Origin of the sequence: Aromatoleum bremense (genome assembly GCF_017894365.1) — a bacterium.
GTDB classification, from domain to species: domain Bacteria; phylum Pseudomonadota; class Gammaproteobacteria; order Burkholderiales; family Rhodocyclaceae; genus Aromatoleum; species Aromatoleum bremense.
Genome location: NZ_CP059467.1, coordinates 2,624,338 through 2,642,177 on the forward strand (window position 1 = coordinate 2,624,338; position 17,840 = coordinate 2,642,177).

At 66.4% G+C, this 17,840-nt stretch carries 19 protein-coding genes; 9 read left to right on the forward strand and 10 right to left on the reverse strand.

The features are described from left to right. Positions 1-9: 9 nt before the first annotated feature. Positions 10-1,389 carry a malonyl-CoA decarboxylase gene (locus tag pbN1_RS12395; protein ID WP_244856942.1) on the reverse strand — a complete coding sequence of 460 codons (1,380 nt, stop codon included), beginning with the start codon at positions 1,387-1,389 and terminating at the stop codon, positions 10-12. Between the two features lie 250 nt (positions 1,390-1,639). Between pbN1_RS12395 and pbN1_RS12400 the strand changes: the two genes are divergently transcribed. Beyond that, a complete protein-coding gene (locus pbN1_RS12400; RefSeq protein WP_169203849.1) occupies positions 1,640-2,080 on the forward strand; it encodes a two-component system response regulator in 441 nt (146 codons plus the stop codon). On the opposite strand, the gene lgt is transcribed toward pbN1_RS12400, so the two are convergent. Together lgt and pbN1_RS12410 are read right to left on the reverse strand one after the other, a co-directional pair. Further along, positions 2,068-2,871, reverse strand: a complete 804-nt coding sequence (lgt, locus tag pbN1_RS12405) for a prolipoprotein diacylglyceryl transferase (protein WP_169203850.1) — start codon at positions 2,869-2,871, stop codon at positions 2,068-2,070. The genes pbN1_RS12400 and lgt overlap by 13 nt on opposite strands. Positions 2,872-2,914: 43 nt before the next feature. Beyond that, positions 2,915-3,601: a YceH family protein gene (locus pbN1_RS12410; protein WP_169119825.1), complete on the reverse strand. Its 687-nt coding sequence runs from the start codon at positions 3,599-3,601 to the stop codon at positions 2,915-2,917. Between the two features lie 149 nt (positions 3,602-3,750). Here pbN1_RS12410 and ilvD point away from each other — a divergent pair, with 149 nt between their 5' ends. Next, positions 3,751-5,601 carry a dihydroxy-acid dehydratase gene (gene ilvD / locus pbN1_RS12415; protein ID WP_169203851.1) on the forward strand — a complete coding sequence of 617 codons (1,851 nt, stop codon included), beginning with the start codon at positions 3,751-3,753 and terminating at the stop codon, positions 5,599-5,601. A 162-nt stretch (positions 5,602-5,763) separates the two neighbouring features. Here the strand turns inward: ilvD and pbN1_RS12420 are convergent, their stop codons facing one another. Then, a complete protein-coding gene (locus tag pbN1_RS12420; protein ID WP_169203852.1) occupies positions 5,764-6,081 on the reverse strand; it encodes a hypothetical protein in 318 nt (105 codons plus the stop codon). On the opposite strand from pbN1_RS12420, the gene pbN1_RS12425 reads away from it, so the two are divergent. From pbN1_RS12425 to egtB, 5 genes are all read left to right on the forward strand, one after another. Further along, positions 6,055-7,053 carry an EAL and HDOD domain-containing protein gene (locus pbN1_RS12425; RefSeq protein ID WP_169203853.1) on the forward strand — a complete coding sequence of 333 codons (999 nt, stop codon included), beginning with the start codon at positions 6,055-6,057 and terminating at the stop codon, positions 7,051-7,053. The genes pbN1_RS12420 and pbN1_RS12425 overlap by 27 nt on opposite strands. Before the next feature lie 68 nt (positions 7,054-7,121). Next, positions 7,122-7,316, forward strand: coding sequence for a hypothetical protein (locus pbN1_RS12430; protein ID WP_169203854.1), 195 nt, complete (start codon positions 7,122-7,124; stop codon positions 7,314-7,316). A gap of 2 nt (positions 7,317-7,318) precedes the next feature. After that, positions 7,319-7,621, forward strand: coding sequence for a cell division protein ZapA (locus pbN1_RS12435; RefSeq protein ID WP_169203855.1), 303 nt, complete (start codon positions 7,319-7,321; stop codon positions 7,619-7,621). Positions 7,622-7,936: 315 nt separating this feature from the next. Continuing rightward, positions 7,937-8,743 carry a sulfite exporter TauE/SafE family protein gene (locus tag pbN1_RS12440; protein WP_169203856.1) on the forward strand — a complete coding sequence of 269 codons (807 nt, stop codon included), beginning with the start codon at positions 7,937-7,939 and terminating at the stop codon, positions 8,741-8,743. Between the two features lie 40 nt (positions 8,744-8,783). Further along, positions 8,784-10,085, forward strand: a complete 1,302-nt coding sequence (gene egtB, locus pbN1_RS12445; protein ID WP_210147485.1) for an ergothioneine biosynthesis protein EgtB — start codon at positions 8,784-8,786, stop codon at positions 10,083-10,085. A gap of 26 nt (positions 10,086-10,111) precedes the next feature. On the opposite strand, the gene pbN1_RS12450 is transcribed toward egtB, so the two are convergent. From pbN1_RS12450 to pbN1_RS12465, 4 genes are all read right to left on the reverse strand, one after another. Next, positions 10,112-11,023, reverse strand: a complete 912-nt coding sequence (locus pbN1_RS12450; RefSeq protein ID WP_169203857.1) for a metal ABC transporter substrate-binding protein — start codon at positions 11,021-11,023, stop codon at positions 10,112-10,114. A gap of 23 nt (positions 11,024-11,046) precedes the next feature. After that, positions 11,047-11,916: a metal ABC transporter permease gene (locus pbN1_RS12455; RefSeq protein ID WP_210147486.1), complete on the reverse strand. Its 870-nt coding sequence runs from the start codon at positions 11,914-11,916 to the stop codon at positions 11,047-11,049. Then, positions 11,913-12,680, reverse strand: a complete 768-nt coding sequence (locus pbN1_RS12460) for a metal ABC transporter ATP-binding protein (RefSeq protein WP_169203858.1) — start codon at positions 12,678-12,680, stop codon at positions 11,913-11,915. The genes pbN1_RS12455 and pbN1_RS12460 overlap by 4 nt, the downstream gene beginning before the upstream one ends. Before the next feature lie 256 nt (positions 12,681-12,936). Next, positions 12,937-13,389, reverse strand: coding sequence for a Fur family transcriptional regulator (locus tag pbN1_RS12465; RefSeq protein WP_169203074.1), 453 nt, complete (start codon positions 13,387-13,389; stop codon positions 12,937-12,939). A 233-nt stretch (positions 13,390-13,622) separates the two neighbouring features. Here pbN1_RS12465 and queF point away from each other — a divergent pair, with 233 nt between their 5' ends. Continuing rightward, the gene (gene queF, locus pbN1_RS12470) at positions 13,623-14,474 is read left to right on the forward strand and encodes an NADPH-dependent 7-cyano-7-deazaguanine reductase QueF (protein ID WP_169203075.1); all 852 of its coding nucleotides are present in this window, start codon (positions 13,623-13,625) and stop codon (positions 14,472-14,474) included. Between the two features lie 45 nt (positions 14,475-14,519). On the opposite strand, the gene pbN1_RS12475 is transcribed toward queF, so the two are convergent. Then, positions 14,520-14,873, reverse strand: a complete 354-nt coding sequence (locus pbN1_RS12475; protein WP_169203076.1) for a hypothetical protein — start codon at positions 14,871-14,873, stop codon at positions 14,520-14,522. A 409-nt stretch (positions 14,874-15,282) separates the two neighbouring features. Here pbN1_RS12475 and pbN1_RS12480 point away from each other — a divergent pair, with 409 nt between their 5' ends. After that, entirely contained in the window at positions 15,283-15,591 is a 309-nt protein-coding gene (locus tag pbN1_RS12480; RefSeq protein ID WP_169203077.1) for a c-type cytochrome, read from the forward strand. Between the two features lie 73 nt (positions 15,592-15,664). On the opposite strand, the gene pbN1_RS12485 is transcribed toward pbN1_RS12480, so the two are convergent. Next, positions 15,665-17,827, reverse strand: coding sequence for a putative bifunctional diguanylate cyclase/phosphodiesterase (locus pbN1_RS12485; RefSeq protein ID WP_169203078.1), 2,163 nt, complete (start codon positions 17,825-17,827; stop codon positions 15,665-15,667). Positions 17,828-17,840: the final 13 nt, after the last annotated feature.

Here is a 17,840-nt window from a genome sequence, read left to right on the forward strand (position 1 = left end):
GCCTCGCCGTTAGCGCCGTGCAAGCCGCTTCACGCCGGCGGCGGCGTCGATTTCCCCGCTGGCGGCGAAAGTCTCGACGTTCGTCACGATGCGATCAGGGTCATAGAGATAATTGACCATGATCCCCCACGACTGGTCGAGTCCCTTGTCCGAGGTGTCCGCGAGCCAGTTCAGCCGCTCGATGCGGGCTCCATTGCCCAGATGGAAGCGGGCGACCGGGTCGATCGCCTTGCTGTCTCGCCGGCCGCCGAGCAGGTAGGCCGCAGCGGTCCGCAGCAGCGGATCACGCAGCGCGCGCGCAAGGGGTCGGTCGGCGACCCATCCGTGGCTCCCCGCCAGTACCGGTTTGAGCCGCTCCGAGTCCGGCCCCTCGATGCCGATCGCGGCCAGGCGCTTCCAGTCGGTTTCGGTGAACGCCGCGGCGACTTCGTCCGGATGCTTCGAAGCCCAGCGCACCAGTCCCGGGATCGGCGAGAGCGTGGCGAAGGTGTTGAGTTTCGGGAAGTCGCGCTTGAGGTCGTCGAGGACGCGCTTGAGCAGGAAATTGCCGAACGAGACGCCCCGCAGCCCTTCCTGGGTCGCGCTGATCGAATAGAAGATCGCGGTGGTCGCGCGGTCGGTGTCGGCCGCCGGAGCGTTTTCGTCGAGAAGTTTCTGCACGTTGTCGGCGAGATCCTCCATCAGCGCGACTTCGACGAAAATCAGCGGCTCCTGCGGCATCCGCGGGTGGAAGAACGCGTAGCAGCGACGGTCGGACCCGAGCCGGTTCTTCAGGTCCCGCCACGACTGGATCTCGTGCACGGCCTCGTACTGGACGATTTTCTCGAGCAGCGCGGCGGGGGAATTCCACGTCAGCCGCGTGAGCTCGAGAAAGCCGACGTCGAACCACGCCGTCAGGCGCGCTTCGAGTTCGCGGTCGAGCGACTTGAGTTCCTTGTCTTTCTCGAGGAAGCGAAGCAGATCCGCGCGCAGGTCGACGAGGAACTTCACGCCCTGCGGGATCGCGTTGAACTGGGTCAGGATGCGGATCCGCGACGAGCGCATCGCGGCGCGCAACTGCGCTTCGGCGTCCCATTGCCGCTCCGTCCCCACCGCGGCCTGATACGCTTCGTGCGCTTTCGCGATTCTTTTCGGATCGGGGCCGAACTCGAGCGCGATCATGCGCAGGAATGCGATCCGTCCCGCATCATCGAGGCTCAGATAGGTTTCGGCGAGACGGCCTGCGCGCAGCCGCGTCGACACTTCGCCGCCCAGTCCCTCGGCGCATTCCTTTAGTTGCCGCCGGATGCGGGCGAGCACTTTTTCCGACGGCTCGCCGCTTTTTCCGCCTGCTCCGGCGACCATTGCGCGCACTTTCGACAGGCTGCGAGAAACAAGTCCGGATGCCACGTCATGCCTCCTAAAGTCGCTCCTCTTGCAATGAGAGCATCATAGTACGTAAATGTTGCCAAACGTATCCGGGATGGTGCGGCGGAGCCCCCCGATGAAGGGGCTTCACGTCCCGTCCGCTGCCTCCGCCACGCCGTGGGGGCCCTCACGCCAAACTCGCGAAGTCCGCGCGATGCCGAGTGGAATCCCTAATGTCATCAGCGTCGGGCCTGTGGCATGATCGGCCGAAATATTTCCGGGACGAGCCTGAATGCTTCCGTTGCTCCAATACCGCCGTCGACAAACCCTTTCCGGTCGGCCGCTGCGCGTCATGCTGGCGGCCCCGCGAGAGCGCTGCTGCGAGCGGCTCGACGACTTCCTGCTGAGCTCGCCGCTGTTTGATCTCGTCGGCAGGGCCGATGCCGAAAGCCGGGCGCTGCAGCTCTATTTCCGCGTCCGGCCCGACGTCACGCTGCTCGACTGGCGGGTCGCGGCGAACGAGCCGGCAAGATTCATCGGACTGTTGCGACGTGTCGCGCCGGATGCGTACATCATTTCGATCGTGCCGTCGCTCGACTCGATGCCTGCCCGCGCGGCGTCGGCGCTCGGCGCCGATGTCGTCGTGACCTGCGACATGCTGCCCGCCGCACTCGCGGCGCTGGCGGGGGCGACGGACGACACGGCGAGTGCGGAAAGCGGTCAATGCGCCTGATTCGCCTGATTCGCCCGATTCGCTGCGAGCAACCCGATGCCGACGGCGATCATCGGCACGCACAACCACTGGGCCGTGGACAGCCCGAGCGACAGGGTGCCGAATATTCCCGGATCCGGCGTGCGGAAGAACTCGGCCGCGAAGCGCAGCACCCCGTAACCGATCAGGAACATTGCGGAGACGGCCTTCAGCGGCCGCGGGCGCGCTGAATAGACCCACAGGATCGCGAACAGCAGCAGGCCTTCGCCCGCCACCTGATAGAGCTGCGACGGATGGCGGGGGAGCGCGTCGACCCACGGGTACACCATCGCCCATGGCATGTCGGTCTCGACCGGCCGGCCCCACAACTCGCCGTTGATGAAATTGCCCAGGCGCCCCGCGGCAAGCCCCGTCGGCACCAGCGGCGCGATGAAATCGGTGACCTGCCAGAAACCCTTGCCGCTGCGGCGTCCATATAACCACATTGCGACGAGCACGCCGAGAAAGCCGCCGTGGAAACTCATCCCGCCCTTCCAGATTGCGAGGATCTCCGCGGGGTGGCTGAGGTAATACGCGGGTTGGAAGAACAGCACTTCGCCGAGCCGCCCGCCGAGCACGACGCCGAGCATGCCGTATAGCAGCAGGTCGTCGAGCTGCTGCGCGTTCCAGCCCAGTTCCGGGCGCCGCCGCGCGTGCACGCGGCCGAGCGTCATGAACAGCACGAACGCGGTCAGGTACATGAGACCGTACCAGCGCACCGACAGCGGGCCGACGGAAAATGCGATGGGGTCGAACTGGGGATGGATCAGCATGGGCGGTGGGCGGATAGGAGCGTGATGTACGGAAGCCGGCCGCTCATTCGAACTGCGAGCGGAATTTCTCGAACTCGCTGCGCAGCAGGTCGAGCTCGTCGCGCAGGCGCCGCACTTCCTCATCGAGTTCCGAGGTCCGCCCCCGCATCGCCCCGCCTGCCGCGTACCCGCTCGCGACGGCTTCGCCCATCTGCGCGAAAGCCTGCCGGCCGCCCAGCAGATGCGCGTAGCGGGTCTCCTTCGTGCCGGGCGCCTTCGGCAGCGCGGCGACCATCGGCGGGTATTTTTCGCCCAGGTGCTCGAGCACCTTGTCCACCGCGGCAATGTCGTCGAAGCGATACATGCGTTCGCTGCGCTGGCGGATCTCGCCAGCGGTTTGCGCACCCCGCAGCATCAGCGTCGCAAGCGCGGCCTGTTCAGGCGGCGGCAGCGAATGGCGCAGGCGAACGAGGTGTTCGTACTTGCCGACGCGCGCGCCGGCCTGGTCGCGCTTCGACACGAGCTTGCGCGCGATGAGCCGGTCGAGCGCATCCTGGACTTCGGTTTCGGTGAGATTCATCACCGGATCGCGGCCGGTGAGCTGGTTCGAGCCGGTGACGATCGCGTTCACCGAGAGCGGGTAGTTATCCGGCGTGACGAAGGCTTTTTCCATCAGCACGCCGAGGACGCGGATCTCGGCGGGGTCGAGGTCGAAGCCTTCACCGGCGTCGGCCAGGGTGTGGTCGGTCATTGCATTCCCATTCGGTGCCGCGGGCGTGCCCGCGGCGGGAGGGGAATGATAGCCGACGGGCGTTTCGCTTCGGTTAGAATTCCAGGTCTGAACCCGAAGTGGCGCAGGCCGACGAGAGCCGAGCGCCCGATTTCCGAGCCGAGGACATCATGCCCCAGTACCGTTCCCGTACTTCCACCGCTGGCCGCAACATGGCGGGCGCCCGCGCGCTGTGGCGCGCCACCGGCATGAAGGACGGCGATTTCGAAAAACCGATCATCGCGATCGCCAACAGTTTCACGCAGTTCGTGCCCGGCCACGTGCACCTGAAGGACCTCGGCCAGCTGGTTGCGCGCGAGATCGAGGCGGCGGGCGGCGTGGCGAAAGAATTCAACACCATCGCCGTCGACGACGGCATCGCGATGGGCCACGCCGGGATGCTCTATTCGCTGCCGTCGCGCGAGCTGATCGCCGACAGCGTCGAATACATGGTCAACGCGCACACCGCGGACGCGCTGGTGTGCATCTCGAACTGCGACAAGATCACCCCCGGCATGCTGATGGCCGCGCTGCGGCTGAACATCCCGGCGATCTTCGTGTCCGGCGGGCCGATGGAAGCGGGCAAGGTCAAGTGGGAAGCCAAGGTGATCTCGCTCGATCTCGTCGATGCGATGGTCAAGGCGGCCGACAGCAGCTGCTCGGACGCCGAGGTCGATGCGATCGAGCGCTCCGCGTGCCCCACCTGCGGCTCGTGTTCCGGCATGTTCACCGCGAACTCGATGAACTGCCTCACCGAAGCGCTGGGGCTGTCGCTGCCGGGCAACGGCACGGTGCTCGCGACGCATGCCGACCGCGAGCAGCTGTTCCTGCGTGCCGGCCGCACGATCGTCGACATGGCGCGGCGCTACTACGAAAAGAATGACGCGTCGGTGCTGCCGCGTTCGATCGCGACCTTCCAGGCGTTCGAGAACGCGATCACACTCGACGTCGCGATGGGCGGCTCGACGAACACGGTGCTGCACCTGCTCGCCGCCGCACGTGAAGCCGGGGTGGATTTCACGATGGCCGACATCGACCGCATCTCGCGCAAGGTGCCGTGCCTGTGCAAGGTCGCGCCGGCGGTGGCCGACGTGCATATCGAGGACGTGCACCGCGCAGGCGGCATCATGGCGATCCTCGGCGAACTGAACCGCGCCGGCCTGCTGCATGCTGAACTGCCGACTGTGCACAGCAAGACGATGGCCGAAGCGCTGTCGCGCTGGGACGTCATGCAGGCCCACGACAACGCGGTGTTCGAATTCTACAAGGCCGCTCCCGGCGGCGTGCCGACGCAGGTCGCGTTCTCGCAGAACCGGCGCTGGAACGAACTCGACATGGATCGCTCGCACGGCGTGATTCGTGACCGGGCGAACGCGTTCACGCAGGAGGGCGGTCTCGCGGTGCTGTACGGCAACATTGCCGAGAAAGGCTGCATCGTCAAAACTGCCGGCGTCGATGAATCGATCTGGACTTTCACCGGACGTGCGTGCGTGTTCGAGAGCCAGGAAGCGGCCGTCGAAGGCATCCTCGGCGATCGCGTCGTCGCCGGCGACGTCGTCGTGATCCGCTACGAAGGGCCCAAGGGCGGTCCCGGCATGCAGGAGATGCTGTACCCGACGAGCTACCTGAAATCGAAGGGGCTCGGCAAGGAATGCGCACTGCTGACCGACGGCCGTTTCTCCGGCGGCACTTCGGGCCTGTCGATCGGCCACGTCTCGCCGGAAGCGGCGTGCGGCGGCGCGATCGGGCTGGTTGAGGACGGCGACTCGATCGAGATCGACATCCCGAACCGGCGCATCCACCTCGCCGTACCCGATGAAGTGCTGGCCGCCCGCCGTGCCGCAATGAGCGCGAAGGGCGACAAGGCGTGGAAGCCGGAAGGGCGCCAACGTGTCGTCTCGGCGGCGCTGCAGGCCTATGCGGCACTGACGACCAGCGCAGACACCGGCGGCGTGCGGGATGTGACGCAAGTCCAGCGCTGATGCGAGGCGGACGGAATCCGGTGAAGGCGCGGCCATGCTGCGGTGGGTGAGTTGTTCGGCTGGCTGATGCGGCTGTTCGGCGGCAGGCCGGCGGCGCCGCTCGTCGTCGCGGCGCCCCCAGCCACAGTCGTCGTTCCCGCGGCCGACTCCACTGCGGCACCGTCAGCCGCCGTTCGACCGGCCGCACCGCCTGATGACATTGCTGTAGACAAGGACGACGCGGCCGCGCCATTGCTGTGCCGCACCGAGGTCCTCGATCGCGACCAGTGCCCCCTCGGTTACGCATTCGAACTGCGCGAGGATCTCGCGGGCCGCATCCGTGCCCCAGGACGACGCGCGCGCGATTTCGTCAACGGTCTGCTTGTCGAGCAGCTTGCGCACTACCGGCACGGCGCAACCTTGCGCAATCGCGACCTTTGCATACGCGTCTGGGACGGATTTCTCGCACAGCCCGTGCTGGAGCGCCTCGTCGGGCTGCATGTCGCGCTGCTCGTCCAGCCCGAGAACCCGGCCCGTGCGGCCGGCGGCGAAACAATCGCTCATGCGCGTCGGCTGCGGGGGCTGGGGATGCGCATCGCGCTCGACCACAACGATCCCGGGCCGTGGCTCGAGAGCCTGCTGCCGGTCGCCGATGCGGCCGTGTTCCGCATGGGGTTCTGCGTGCCCGAGGAGGTCTCGCTGTTCGCATGCGCGATCGCGCGGCGGCAGCCGGACGTGGCAGTCTGGGTGTGGGACGTCGGCACCCACGACGACTTCGAACTCGCGCGCAGCGCCGGATGCTCGGCCTTTGCCGGCGGATTCGTAACGCGCCGCGACGACTGGAAAGGCAACAGCCTCTCGCCGCACGGGGCCCGCCTCGCCTCGCTGCTCGACCGCTTGCACCGCGGCGTCGAGACACAGGAGATCGCGCAGATCCTCAAGCACGACCTCGCGCTCGCTTATCGCCTGCTGCGCTATGTCAATGCCGCCGGGTGGGGGCTCAACCACCACATCACCTCGGTCGAGCAGGCAGTGGTGCTGCTCGGCCGGGAGCCGCTGCAGCGCTGGGTCTCGATGATGCTGCTCGGGAGCGCGCGCGGCGTGCCCGGGGCGGGCGCGGTGCTCGAGGTGGCGCTGACGCGGGCCCGTTTCCTCGAACTGCTCGGGGCACTTCGCGGTGAGCGGGACCCGGCCGCGCAGCTGTTCGTGCTGGGCCTTTTTTCGCTGCTGGACGTGGCGCTGAAAGTGCCCATCGAGGACGCGATTCGCCCGCTCAAGCTCTCGGCGGCGATGCGGGACGCGATCCTGGACCGGCGCGGACCCATGGCGCCGTATCTCGAACTGGCGCTGGCGCTCGAACAGGGCGACGCGCAGCGGGTGACGTCCTTCGCCGACGTGCTGGGTGTCGAGCCGGGCGAACTCACCCGGCTCCAGTTCGAGGCGCTCGACTGGGTTCAGGTCGCCGAGGCCTGATTGCGCTTCGGCTGCCACGCCGGCAGCCCTTCTTGACCGCTTGGCGACCGCCCTCTACCATCCGCCGCATGGACGCAGAACTCAACAAGCTCGAGAACCAGCTCGAACAGCTGATCGGCCTGTACGAATCTGGCAGGGTCGAAATACGCGAACTGCGGACCCGGCTCGCCCGGCTGGAGACCGATAACCGGGCGCTGGCCGAGAAGGTGCGCTTCGCGACGGGCAAACTCGAATCCTTGCTCGAACAATTGCCGGAATCCTAGACATGCCCTCGGACACACTCGACATCACCTTGCTCGGCAAGGCTTACTCCGTGACCTGTCGTTCGGAAGACAAGGAAGGTCTGCTCGCGGCGGTTTCTTATCTGGACGAAAAACTCAACGGTCTGGCCGGCAAGACGCATGCGTCGGGGGAGAAGCTCGCGATGATGACGGCGCTGAACATCGCCCACGAATTTTTGCAGTTTCAGCGCTCCGGCGGGTTTGACATGCAGGCCGTGAAGCGTAGAATCAATTTCGTAAACGCACGCCTCGACGGGGTGCTCGCGCAGCGAGAAAAGCTTTTCTGACAAAGGCTTGGCGCGAGTTGGACAAAGGTTTGGCGTGAGTTGAAAGATCAATCCCCCGCCTGTTCGTTGAAGTCGTAGATTCCTTGGACCAATGTCGAGAGACTTGGTCGCGGACCATGGATGCCGCAGGTGTGCACGCCCCTCGCCGGGTGAGCCTGATGCGGAAGGGAAGCGACCTCCCTGAACCCCAGGTTCAGGATGCCGGCGGAGACGAAACAGGTGGGGGGCCAAATTGAGAGGCACGGATTGCAGTCCGTGCCTCTCTTGTTTTTTGCGGGCGTTTTTCATTGTCTGCCAGCTGATGGGACTGGAAGCATGGTTTTCGATGTGTGGTGGTTGAGCTACCTTGCGCTCGGTGCGTTCGTCGGTTTCTTTGCCGGCCTGCTGGGCGTCGGCGGCGGCGGGATCATGGTGCCGGTGCTGACGAGCCTCTTCATCGCGCAGGGTTTCGCGGTCGACAGCGTCGTGCACCTCGCACTCGGTACGTCGATGGCGGCGATCGTGATGACTTCGCTGTCGAGTCTGCGCGCTCACAATCGCCATGGCGCCGTGCGCTGGGATGTCGTGCGCAGCATTACCCCGGGAATCCTGCTCGGCACCTTCGCCGCGACCTTCATCGCGTCCCGGGTCGCGTCCGAGCCGCTGGCGATCTTCTTTGCCGGCTTCATGGCTTACGTGGCGCTGCAGATGCTCGCAAACGTCAAGCCGAAGCCGTCGCGCGAGCTGCCGGGATTGCTCGGCATGAGCGCGGTCGGTGCAGGGATCGGGGGCGTATCCGCCCTCGTCGCGATCGGCGGCGGGTCGTTGTCCGTGCCGTTCATGACCTGGTGCAACGTCAAGGTCCATAACGCGATCGGCACCTCGGCTGCGATCGGATTGCCGATCGCGCTCGCGGGCACTGCCGGTTACCTGGTCAATGGCTGGGATGGCGCGGGGATGCCCGAATACAGCCTGGGCTTCATCTACCTGCCGGCGTTGCTGCTGGTCAGCGGCGTGAGCATGTTCACCGCCCCGGTCGGCGCGAAACTCGCCCACCAGTTGCCGGTCGCAACGCTGAAGAAGGTGTTCGCGGGCGTGCTGATCCTGCTGTGCGCGAAGATGCTGCACGCGATTTTCTTTTGAGTCCGGCTGGTTCGCGGGGCGGCAACGGGGAGGTCGAGTCATGAGGCGATTGCGGGCGGTGGGCGAGATGGCCGACGCAGATCCGGAGGCATTGCGCGAGGCATGCATTGGGGCATACCGCGACATCCGGGCGGACACCGAAGCGCTGGTCGCGCCGTTGTGTACGGAGGATTTCGTTATCCAGGCCGCCGACGAGGCGAGCCCGGCCAAGTGGCACCTGGCTCACGTGAGCTGGTTCTTCGAGACTTTCATCCTGCGCGAATACTCGCCGGGCTACGTCGAGTTCGATCCCGCGTACCGGGTCCTGTTCAATTCCTATTACGAGCAGATCGGCGCTTTTCATCCGCGTGCGGCGCGCGGATTCCTTTCCCGGCCGACGGTCGAGGAAATCTACCGCTATCGCGCTCACGTCGATCGCCACATGCTCGAGCTGCTCGACGACCGCCGCGACCGGCCGTGGCCGGAAATCCTCGAGCGCCTTGAAATCGGGCTGAATCACGAACAGCAGCATCAGGAACTGCTACTGACCGACATCAAGCGCAATTTCAGCGTCAATCCGCTGCGTCCTGCCTATCGCGCAGATCTGGCGGTGGCGCCGGCGCGTTCGCGCAGCGCGCTCGAGTGGCTAAGTTTTGGCGGCGGCCTGTGCGAGGTCGGCGATACCGGCGAAGGATTCGCGTACGACAACGAGCGTCCGCGCCACCGCGTGTGGATCGACCCTTTCCGGCTGGCGTCCCGGCCGGTGACGAACGGCGAGTTCCTCGCGTTCATGGAATCGGGCGGCTATGCCAATCCGGCGCTGTGGCTGTCGGATGGCTGGGCGCGGGTGAAGCAGTCGGAGTGGAGCAGTCCGCTGTACTGGGAGCGCATCGAAGGCGAATGGTGGCAGTTCACACTCGGCGGGATGCGGCGCGTGCATTCGGACGAACCGGTCTGCCACGTCAGCTATTACGAAGCGGACGCCTTCGCGACGTGGTCGGGGCGGCGCCTGCCGAGCGAGGCCGAATGGGAAGTGGCAGCCGCGGGTCACACAGTGGGCGGAAACCTGCGCGATGCGGGCTATCTCCATCCCGTCGTCGCGGACGCCGGTGAAGGCCTGCGCCAGCTCTACGGCGACGTGTGGGAACACACCGCGTCGGCGTATTTGCCGTATCCGGGCTTCCATGCCGCAGCCGGCGCGCTGGGCGAGTACAACGGCAAGTTCATGTGCAGCCAGATGGTGCTGCGCGGCGGTTCATGCGCGACTCCTGCCGACCATGTACGCCCGACTTATCGGAATTTCTTCTATCCGCACGAGCGCTGGCAGTTCCAGGGCTTTCGCCTCGCCGAGGACGGTGACTGAAACTTCGCCGCAGGCCGCCTGGGCGCTCACGGTGCCGACGTCAATCCCTCCATCAGCGTCTTCAGGTTGTGACGCATCATGTCGAGGTAGGTCGGCGCCGGGCCGTCGGCGTTCGATAGCGCATCCGAGTACAGTGTCCCGCCGAGCCGCGCGCCGCTCTCGTGGCTGATGCGTTCGGCCAGCCGCGGATCACTGATGCTCTCGACGAACACGGCAGGGGGTTTCTCGCGCCGCAGCTGGCGGATCAGCTGCGCGATGCCGCTCGCCGAAGGTTCGGACTGGGTGCTGATCCCGGCCGCGGCGAGGAAACGGACGTCGTAGGCGTGGCTGAAGTAGCCGAAGGCGTCGTGCGAGCTCACGACCTTGCGCCGCTCCGTCGGCACCGTCGCCAGCGTGCGGCGGATGGTCGCGTCGAGGGCTTCCAGTTCCGCCGTGTAGCGGGCGGCGTTCTGCCGGTAGACGGCAGCGCCGGCCGGATCGGTCCGGATCAGCGCCTCGGCGATGTTGGCGACGTAACGGATCGCGTTCGAGACGTCCTGCCACGCGTGCGGGTCCACGGCGCCCTCGTGGGCATGTCCATGTTCGTCCTCCTCTGCGAGCGGCCGGATGCCGGCGCTCGCGATCAGGACCGTGCCCTGGTAACCCGCGGATTGCGCCAGGCGCTGGATCCACTCGTCGAAGCCGAGGCCGTTGGCGACGATGAGCCGCGCGTTGCCGAGGCGCCGGGCGTCGGAGGGGCGGGGCTGGTAGTTGTGGGCGTCGGCGCCTGCGCCCACGAGGGTCGTCACGGCGACACGTTCTCCCCCGACGCGGCTGACGAAGTCGCCGAGGATGCTGAAGCTCGCGACCACTTCGAGCGGCGCGGCGCGCAGCGCCGGGGAGACGAGTGCAAGACCGAACGCGAGCGCGGCGAGGAGGGCGATTTTCAGATGATTCATCGGTACTGTGACGACAGGGCGGTTCAGGATTCGAGATGCGGGCGACGCTCGAGCCGCGCGCCGAGCATGCCGCCGGGCGCCAGCGCGAGCGACAGCAGATAGACGGTGCCGGCGGCCAGGATGATCGCCGGTCCCGCCGGGACGTCGGCATGAAACGACGCGAGCAGGCCGCCGATGCCGCTCGCCATGGCGATCAGGATCGCCAGCGCCAGCATCGAGGGCAGACGCCTGACCCACAGCCGCGCCGCGGCGGCGGGGAGGATCATGATGCCGACCGCCATCAGCGTCCCGAGCGCGTGAAAGCCGCTCACGAGATTCAGCACGACGAGGACCAGGAAGCCATAGTGGGCGACCGGGCTCGTGCCGCTGACGCTGCGCAGGAACGCGGCATCGAAGCATTCGATCACCAGCGGGCGGTAGAGCAGCGCCAGCGCGAACAGCGTCAGCGTCGAGATCGCGCTGATCAGCAGCAGCGAGTTGTCATCGAGGGCGAGCACCGAGCCGAACAGTACGTGCAGCAGATCGAGGTTGCGCCCGCGCAGCGACACGATCATCACGCCGGTCGCGATCGACAGCAGGTAGAACGCGGCGAGGCTGGCGTCCTCCTTGAGGATCGACGAGCGCGCGACGAGCCCCGCGGCGAGCGCGACGACCAGCCCGGCGATGATCCCGCCGACCGTCATCGCGCCGAGCGACAGGCCGAACGCAAGGTAGCCCAGTGCCGCGCCCGGCAGGATCGCGTGCGCCATCGCGTCGCCCATCAGGCTCATGCGGCGCAACAGCAGGAACACCCCAACCGGCGTCGCCCCCAGCGCGAGCGCGAGGCAGCCCGCCAGGCCGCGGCGCATGAACTCGAACTCGAGGAACGGAGTGAGCAGGGCATCCGCGATCATGCGGCCCCCGGCTCGGGTTGTCGCTGACAGACGCGCGCCGCATCGTCGAAATCGCTCGCGAGGCGGCGCGCGATGGCGAGGCGCTCGTTGGTGAGGACCTCGGCGGTCGGGCCGAAGCCGACTGGTTCGCGCGCGAGCAGCAAGCATTCGGGAAAGTGCCGGCGCACGAGTTCCAGGTCGTGCAGTACCGCGAGAATCGTCCGGCCTTCGGCATGCCAGCCAAGGACGATCGTGACCAGATCCTCGATGGTGCGGGTGTCGATGGCGTTGAACGGCTCGTCGAGCAGCAGCAGCGGTGCGTCCTGGAGCATCATCCGGGCGAAGCGCGCACGCTGCAGCTGTCCGCCCGACAGCGCGCCGATCTGGCGCGATTCGAAGCCGGACAGGCCGACCGCGGCGAGCGCCGCGTGCACGCGTTCGGCCTGGTCACGGCGCAGTCCGCCGAACGCGCCGATGTCGCGCCACAATCCCATTGCGACCATGTCGAAGACGCATACCGGAAAGCTGCGGTCGAGCTCGCTTTGCTGCGGCAGGTAGGCGACGCCTTCGCGGCCGGCCTTCAGCCGGAAAGTCCCCTGCAGCGGCGAGAGGTCGCCGGTCAGCGCCTTGAGCAGCGTCGATTTGCCGGCGCCGTTTGGGCCGACGATTGCGACCAGCGCGCCGCTCGCAATGTCGCAGCTGAGGTGGTGCACGGCCGGGTGCCGGTCGTAGCCGAGCGTGAGGTTCTCCAGGTGCAGCGCCGGGACGTCGGTGTCGCGTTTCATGAGAGTGCCCAGCCGATCGTGATCCACAGCAGCGCTGCGCCGGCGGCGGCGAGCGCGAGCCGGGTGCCGACCCCCTGTACGAGAACTGACGAGCTGAACGACGGGTGGGGGTGAGGAGGCGCGAGCGCAGCATGCCGGCCATGTCCGTGCGGGCCGTGGGGGTGGGACGCGGTTGCCGCGGCCGGGGAAGGGACGGGATTCATTGTCGGAGCAGAGGTGGCAGATTCGTCGCGGGAAGTGGGGTATGCGCCGGCGCTCATGCGCCCTCGGCTCGCCGGCACCCGCAATCCGGGCACGTGCCGTGGAAGACGAGTTCGGCCCGCTCGGGGCGATATCCGGCAGGCAGCGCCAGGCTCTCGTCCGGGCGTATCGATTCCAGACACACGACGTGACCGCAGCGGTCGCAATGGAAATGCGCGTGCGCACCGGCGTTGTCGCCGCCGCTGTTGAAGCGCCACGCGCGGTCCGGCCCGCTGACGCGATGCGCGAGCCCCTGCTCCACGAGCCAGTCGAGCGTGCGGTAGAGCGTGACGCGGTCGTGATGCACATCGAGCGCAAGCAGCCGCGCCGCGATGTCGTCATGGCTCAGCGAATGGGCGCTGTCACGCAGGATTCCGAGCACCGCGAGGCGGGTGCGCGTAATGCGTCCCCCGCATCCCGCGATCAATGCGGCAGCGCTTTTTTCGGAAGGCAGGGTCGGGGCGGGCATGGCTGGGCCGGGGTGCAGGTGTCGCTAACGCAACATTGTAGCATTTCAGGGGCGGAGCTCGGTGCCGTGTTGATGGGTGAACTCTTCGTCGTGTGACCGCCGCTCGCCCATCGCCTCGGCCTGCTCCACAATCTGGGCGAGGGGCCGGGCGTTGTGTGCTTGATATCAGCGTGCCTGATAAGGTCGGCCCGCCCGCCGTGGAGGCAGGAGCCGATTCCCTTACAATCGCCGGCATGAACCCTTCCGATACGCACGACCACGGCGCCGAGGCGTCACCGTTGGGCCAGTCCGTCGTCTATCCCGACAGCTACGCCCCGGAGCTCCTGTTCCCGATTGCGCGGCAGATCAAGCGCGACGAACTGGGCCTCGCCCCCGACACGCTTCCGTTCGTTGGCGAGGACCTGTGGAACGCGTACGAACTGTCGTGGCTGAACTCGCGCGGCAAGCCGGTCGCCGCGATCGGCACGTTCCGCGTTCCCGTCACGTCACCGCGCCTGATCGAGTCGAAATCGCTGAAGCTCTACCTGAACTCTTTCAACCAGCATCGATTCGTCGATCCGACGCTCGTGCACGACACGCTGACGCGTGACCTGTCCACCGCCGCCGGCGCGCCGGTCGCGGTATCGATCGAGGTCCTGTCGCGTCGGCCGACGCGTGTTTTCGGCTACCCGCATGGTGTGTTGCTCGACGAGATCGACATCGAGATCGACACCTACCGGACCGACCCTGCTTTCCTGCAAAGCGACTTCAATGCCGACGAAGTCAGCGAGACGCTGTATTCGCATCTGCTGAAATCCAACTGTCTCGTCACCGGCCAGCCCGACTGGGGGACCATCGTCCTGCGCTACATCGGCCCGCCGATCGACCGCGCCGGGCTGCTGCGCTACATCGTTTCGTTCCGCAGCCACAACGAATTCCACGAGCAATGTGTCGAACGGATATTCTGTGATGTGCTGCGCCGCTGTGCGCCGCGGCATCTGGCGGTCTGGGCGCGCTACACGCGGCGCGGGGGGCTCGATATCAACCCTTTCCGTTCGACCGGCCACTTCACGCAATTCGACAATATCGCCGAGGTGCGCCAATGAACCAGGCCGCTTTCAGCGCCGCGCGATGCCGGATCGCGCCGAACGCTAATACAAGTCGGTGAAGCGCCCGAGCCACAGCCAGTCGACGCCGAGCAGCACGACGACGATCAGCGTCCAGCACGCGACGACGAAGCAGCCGGCGGCGAGAACGTCGGCGCCGATGTGGCACAGTGCACCTCCGGCGCTGTAGCACAGTCCGGTCAGGATCACCCATTTCATGATGAAGCCCGGCAGGTATACCCGCATCGCGCGGTTGTGGCGGTAGTTCTGCTGGCGCTCGAGGCTACTGCCCCGCGTGACGTCGCGAAAATACTGGAACGGCCACAGGAAACGGTAGGCGACCCGCCACAGCGGGTCGCCGGACCGGGAGAAATCTGGTTGCTCGTCGCCAACAGTCATGGGTCGCCCTTTCGTCCCTGGCCGCCACGTGCCGGATGACGCGGCTCACTCGAGATCGCCACGTCGGCACGGTTCGGCCTGGCCACTGCCGATATCGCTGCCGGATGCGTGTCTCTTCCGGTGTCACGAGCCTGCCTTATGCTGGGGAGCGTTTCACGCCTCAAACAGTTCCGGCCGGGGGAGAACATTCCCGGTTTCGGAGCGCTGCGCCGCGTGCCCTGCATTCCAGGCGCCCGGAAAGTCGACGTCAACGCAAGCCGGGACCGAGGCGTTGATTGCTCAGGTCCGGACGGCGCGTTTGCGAGACTTGAATCGATGTTCGCGCAACAGTGTTGCGTCGTAGTCAAATCCGAGCCGCTGGTTTAATATCCGGCCACCTTTTTACACCACCCCTGATGAGGAAAAGAGCATGAAACTGTTCGTTGCCGCCGCGGTTGCCGCTGGCCTGCTGTCCACCGCCCCGGCGTTCGCTTCTGCTGAACTGGCCAAGGCCAAGAACTGCCTCGCCTGTCATGCGGTCGACAAGAAGCTGGTCGGCCCCGCGTACAAGGACGTGGCGAAGAAATACGCCGGTCAGGGTGATGCAGTCGCCAAGCTGGCCGACAAGATCCAGAAGGGTGGCTCCGGCGTCTGGGGTCCGGTGCCGATGCCGGCGAATCCGCAAGTCAGCGCCGACGAAGCCAAGCTGCTTGCGACCTGGGTGCTGTCGCAGAAGTAATCGGCGCCACATCGGAAGAGCCAGCCGCGAGCTGGCTTTTTTTCGCCCGCTCGGGGGGTAGTAGCCGTCGGGCTCAGTTCAGCAAACCGGCCGGCGGCCTCGTCATCCACGCGACGGTTTCATTCGGCGGAGTGGGGCGCGAATAATAGAAACCCTGCATCACGTCGCATCCGAGAGCCCGTAGCGTTTCGGCCTGCGCCGGGCGTTCGATGCCTTCGGCGATCAATTGCAGCCCGAAACCGCGCGCGATGCCGGTGATTGCCGAGATGATCGGATTCGTCACCGGTCCGTCGAGGTCGCGCACGAAGCTGCGGTCGATCTTCAGCGTGCTGACGGGTATTTTCTGCAGATAGGCAAGCGCCGAATAACCGGTGCCGAAATCGTCGATCGCGATGCCGAGACCGGCGTCGCGCAGCTGCCGCACCTTGTGTGCGACAAGCGTCGTATCCTGCATCATCATGCTTTCGGTGATTTCGAGGTCGAGACGGTTTGGCGGGATGTCGTGCCGTTGCAGGCACTCGATGACCGCGGAGACGATGTCCTCACGTTCGAAATCGTGAGTCGACAGATTGAGCGACATCTTCAGGTCGGCAAACCCGGCCCGTCGCCACTGCGCCAGTTGCCCGCAGGCCGCATTCAACACCCAGCGGCTGATTTCGCCGATCAGGCCGAGTTCCTCGGCGAGCGGGATGAACAGGTCGGGGGCGACGAAACCGTGGGCCGGACGGTTCCAGCGCAACAAGGCCTCGGTGCCGACGACCCGCTGTTGCGAAAGACTGACCTGGGGCTGGAAGTAAAGCTGTAATTGTGACTGGTCGACTGCCGTGCGGAGATCGTTTTCGAGCGTGATCCGGTCATGATGGTGGTGGTTGAGTTCCGGGTCGAAGAACCGGAAACCGTTCTTTCCCGAACGCTTGACCTGATACATCGCGATGTCGGCGTGTTGGGTCAGCGCTTCGGCAGTCCCGCCGTCGCGCGGATAGAGCGCGACGCCGACACTCGCCGTCGCCCGGAACTCGCCGTGCCCGAGCGTGAACGGGGTGTCGAGCGCCTCGAGGATCTTGCGCGCAGTGGTTTCGGCATCGCGGGCGTGGCCGATGTCCGGAAGCAGGACCGTGAACTCGTCGCCTCCCAGGCGCGCCAGCGTGTCGCCGCGTCGCAGCGCCGCGGACAGGCGGTCTGCGATACCGCGCAACAGCGCGTCGCCCTCGGCGTGGCCGTAGCTGTCGTTGACCAGCTTGAAGCGGTCGACGTCGATGAACATCACGGCCAGCGTGCCGCGCTGGCGCTGCGCCTGGACGATTGCCAGTTCGAGCCGGTCCTTGAACAGCACCCGGTTCGGCAGCTGGGTGAGCTGGTCGTGATAGGCCTGGAAAGTGATGATCTCTTCGGCGCGCTTGCGTTCGGAAATGTCGCGGGCGACGCCGTAGAGCCCGCAGGTGCGCCGGTCGGCGATGCCGGCGAGCATCGGCGTCCCCTGCAGCGCCACGGTGACGTATCCGGCCCCTGCCTGCCTTGGGCGGCGCAGGCGCAGTTCGACGGAAAAGGCAGCGCCGGCCGCGGTTTGTTCCGACTCCAGCAGGTGTTCGATGCGCTCGGCGTCTTCCGGCATCACGAGCGACAGGAACGGGCGGCCGATCAGCTGGTCGCGCTCGAATCCGAGGAGGTCTTCGACGCGCGGGTTGAGGTAACTGAAGCGGCCCGCGGTATCGAGCGTGAAGATCAGGTCCGGCGAACTCTCGACGAGGTAGCGGTGCAGCCGTTCGGATGCGTGCAGGCGGCTGCTCATGGCCCGGTTCGCGCGTTCCAGCGCCGTCTTGTGCAGCGCGCCCTGCACGGCGCGCTGCAACTGCGCGACATGGTAGGGCTTGCGCACGAAGTCGTCCGCCCCGCGCCGCAACGCGCCGATCGCGGCGTCGATCGCATCCTCGCCGGAAATCATGATCACGGCTTCGCTGCGGCGACGGCTCGCGAGCCAGTCGAGCACGGCAAGACCGGTACCGTCCGGCAGGCGGTAGTCGAGCAGGATCAGGTCGTACTGCGTGTCGTGGAGCCGTGCAATCGTTTCGGCGACGTTCGCGCACTCGTCGAAGCTGCGCCCGTCGCGGGCGAGCAGGTGCGGCAGGGCGCGCCGCAGCGGTGCGTCGTCATCGACGATCAGGATCCGCGCCGACGCGCAATCCGTACGAGAGTCGGATGCACTGTCGTAGAAAGGCTCTTCTGCCGGAATAACCATGGTTCTCCGATCT

Excerpts from the sequence above, each read along its gene's own strand:
- ilvD (WP_169203851.1), top strand. The coding sequence starts at position 3,751 with ATGCCCCAGTACCGTTCCCGTACTTCCACCGCTGGCCGCAACATGGCG.
- pbN1_RS12460 (WP_169203858.1), bottom strand. The coding sequence starts at position 12,680 with ATGAAACGCGACACCGACGTCCCGGCGCTGCACCTGGAGAACCTCACG.
- pbN1_RS12440 (WP_169203856.1), top strand. The coding sequence starts at position 7,937 with ATGGTTTTCGATGTGTGGTGGTTGAGCTACCTTGCGCTCGGTGCGTTC.
- pbN1_RS12430 (WP_169203854.1), top strand. The coding sequence starts at position 7,122 with ATGGACGCAGAACTCAACAAGCTCGAGAACCAGCTCGAACAGCTGATC.
- pbN1_RS12480 (WP_169203077.1), top strand. The coding sequence starts at position 15,283 with ATGAAACTGTTCGTTGCCGCCGCGGTTGCCGCTGGCCTGCTGTCCACC.
- pbN1_RS12465 (WP_169203074.1), bottom strand. The coding sequence starts at position 13,389 with ATGCCCGCCCCGACCCTGCCTTCCGAAAAAAGCGCTGCCGCATTGATC.
- pbN1_RS12435 (WP_169203855.1), top strand. The coding sequence starts at position 7,319 with ATGCCCTCGGACACACTCGACATCACCTTGCTCGGCAAGGCTTACTCC.
- pbN1_RS12410 (WP_169119825.1), bottom strand. The coding sequence starts at position 3,601 with ATGACCGACCACACCCTGGCCGACGCCGGTGAAGGCTTCGACCTCGAC.
- pbN1_RS12420 (WP_169203852.1), bottom strand. The coding sequence starts at position 6,081 with ATGCAGCCCGACGAGGCGCTCCAGCACGGGCTGTGCGAGAAATCCGTC.
- queF (WP_169203075.1), top strand. The coding sequence starts at position 13,623 with ATGAACCCTTCCGATACGCACGACCACGGCGCCGAGGCGTCACCGTTG.
- lgt (WP_169203850.1), bottom strand. The coding sequence starts at position 2,871 with ATGCTGATCCATCCCCAGTTCGACCCCATCGCATTTTCCGTCGGCCCG.
- pbN1_RS12400 (WP_169203849.1), top strand. The coding sequence starts at position 1,640 with ATGCTTCCGTTGCTCCAATACCGCCGTCGACAAACCCTTTCCGGTCGG.
- pbN1_RS12450 (WP_169203857.1), bottom strand. The coding sequence starts at position 11,023 with ATGAATCATCTGAAAATCGCCCTCCTCGCCGCGCTCGCGTTCGGTCTT.
- pbN1_RS12485 (WP_169203078.1), bottom strand. The coding sequence starts at position 17,827 with ATGGTTATTCCGGCAGAAGAGCCTTTCTACGACAGTGCATCCGACTCT.
- pbN1_RS12475 (WP_169203076.1), bottom strand. The coding sequence starts at position 14,873 with ATGACTGTTGGCGACGAGCAACCAGATTTCTCCCGGTCCGGCGACCCG.
- pbN1_RS12455 (WP_210147486.1), bottom strand. The coding sequence starts at position 11,916 with ATGATCGCGGATGCCCTGCTCACTCCGTTCCTCGAGTTCGAGTTCATG.
- egtB (WP_210147485.1), top strand. The coding sequence starts at position 8,784 with ATGAGGCGATTGCGGGCGGTGGGCGAGATGGCCGACGCAGATCCGGAG.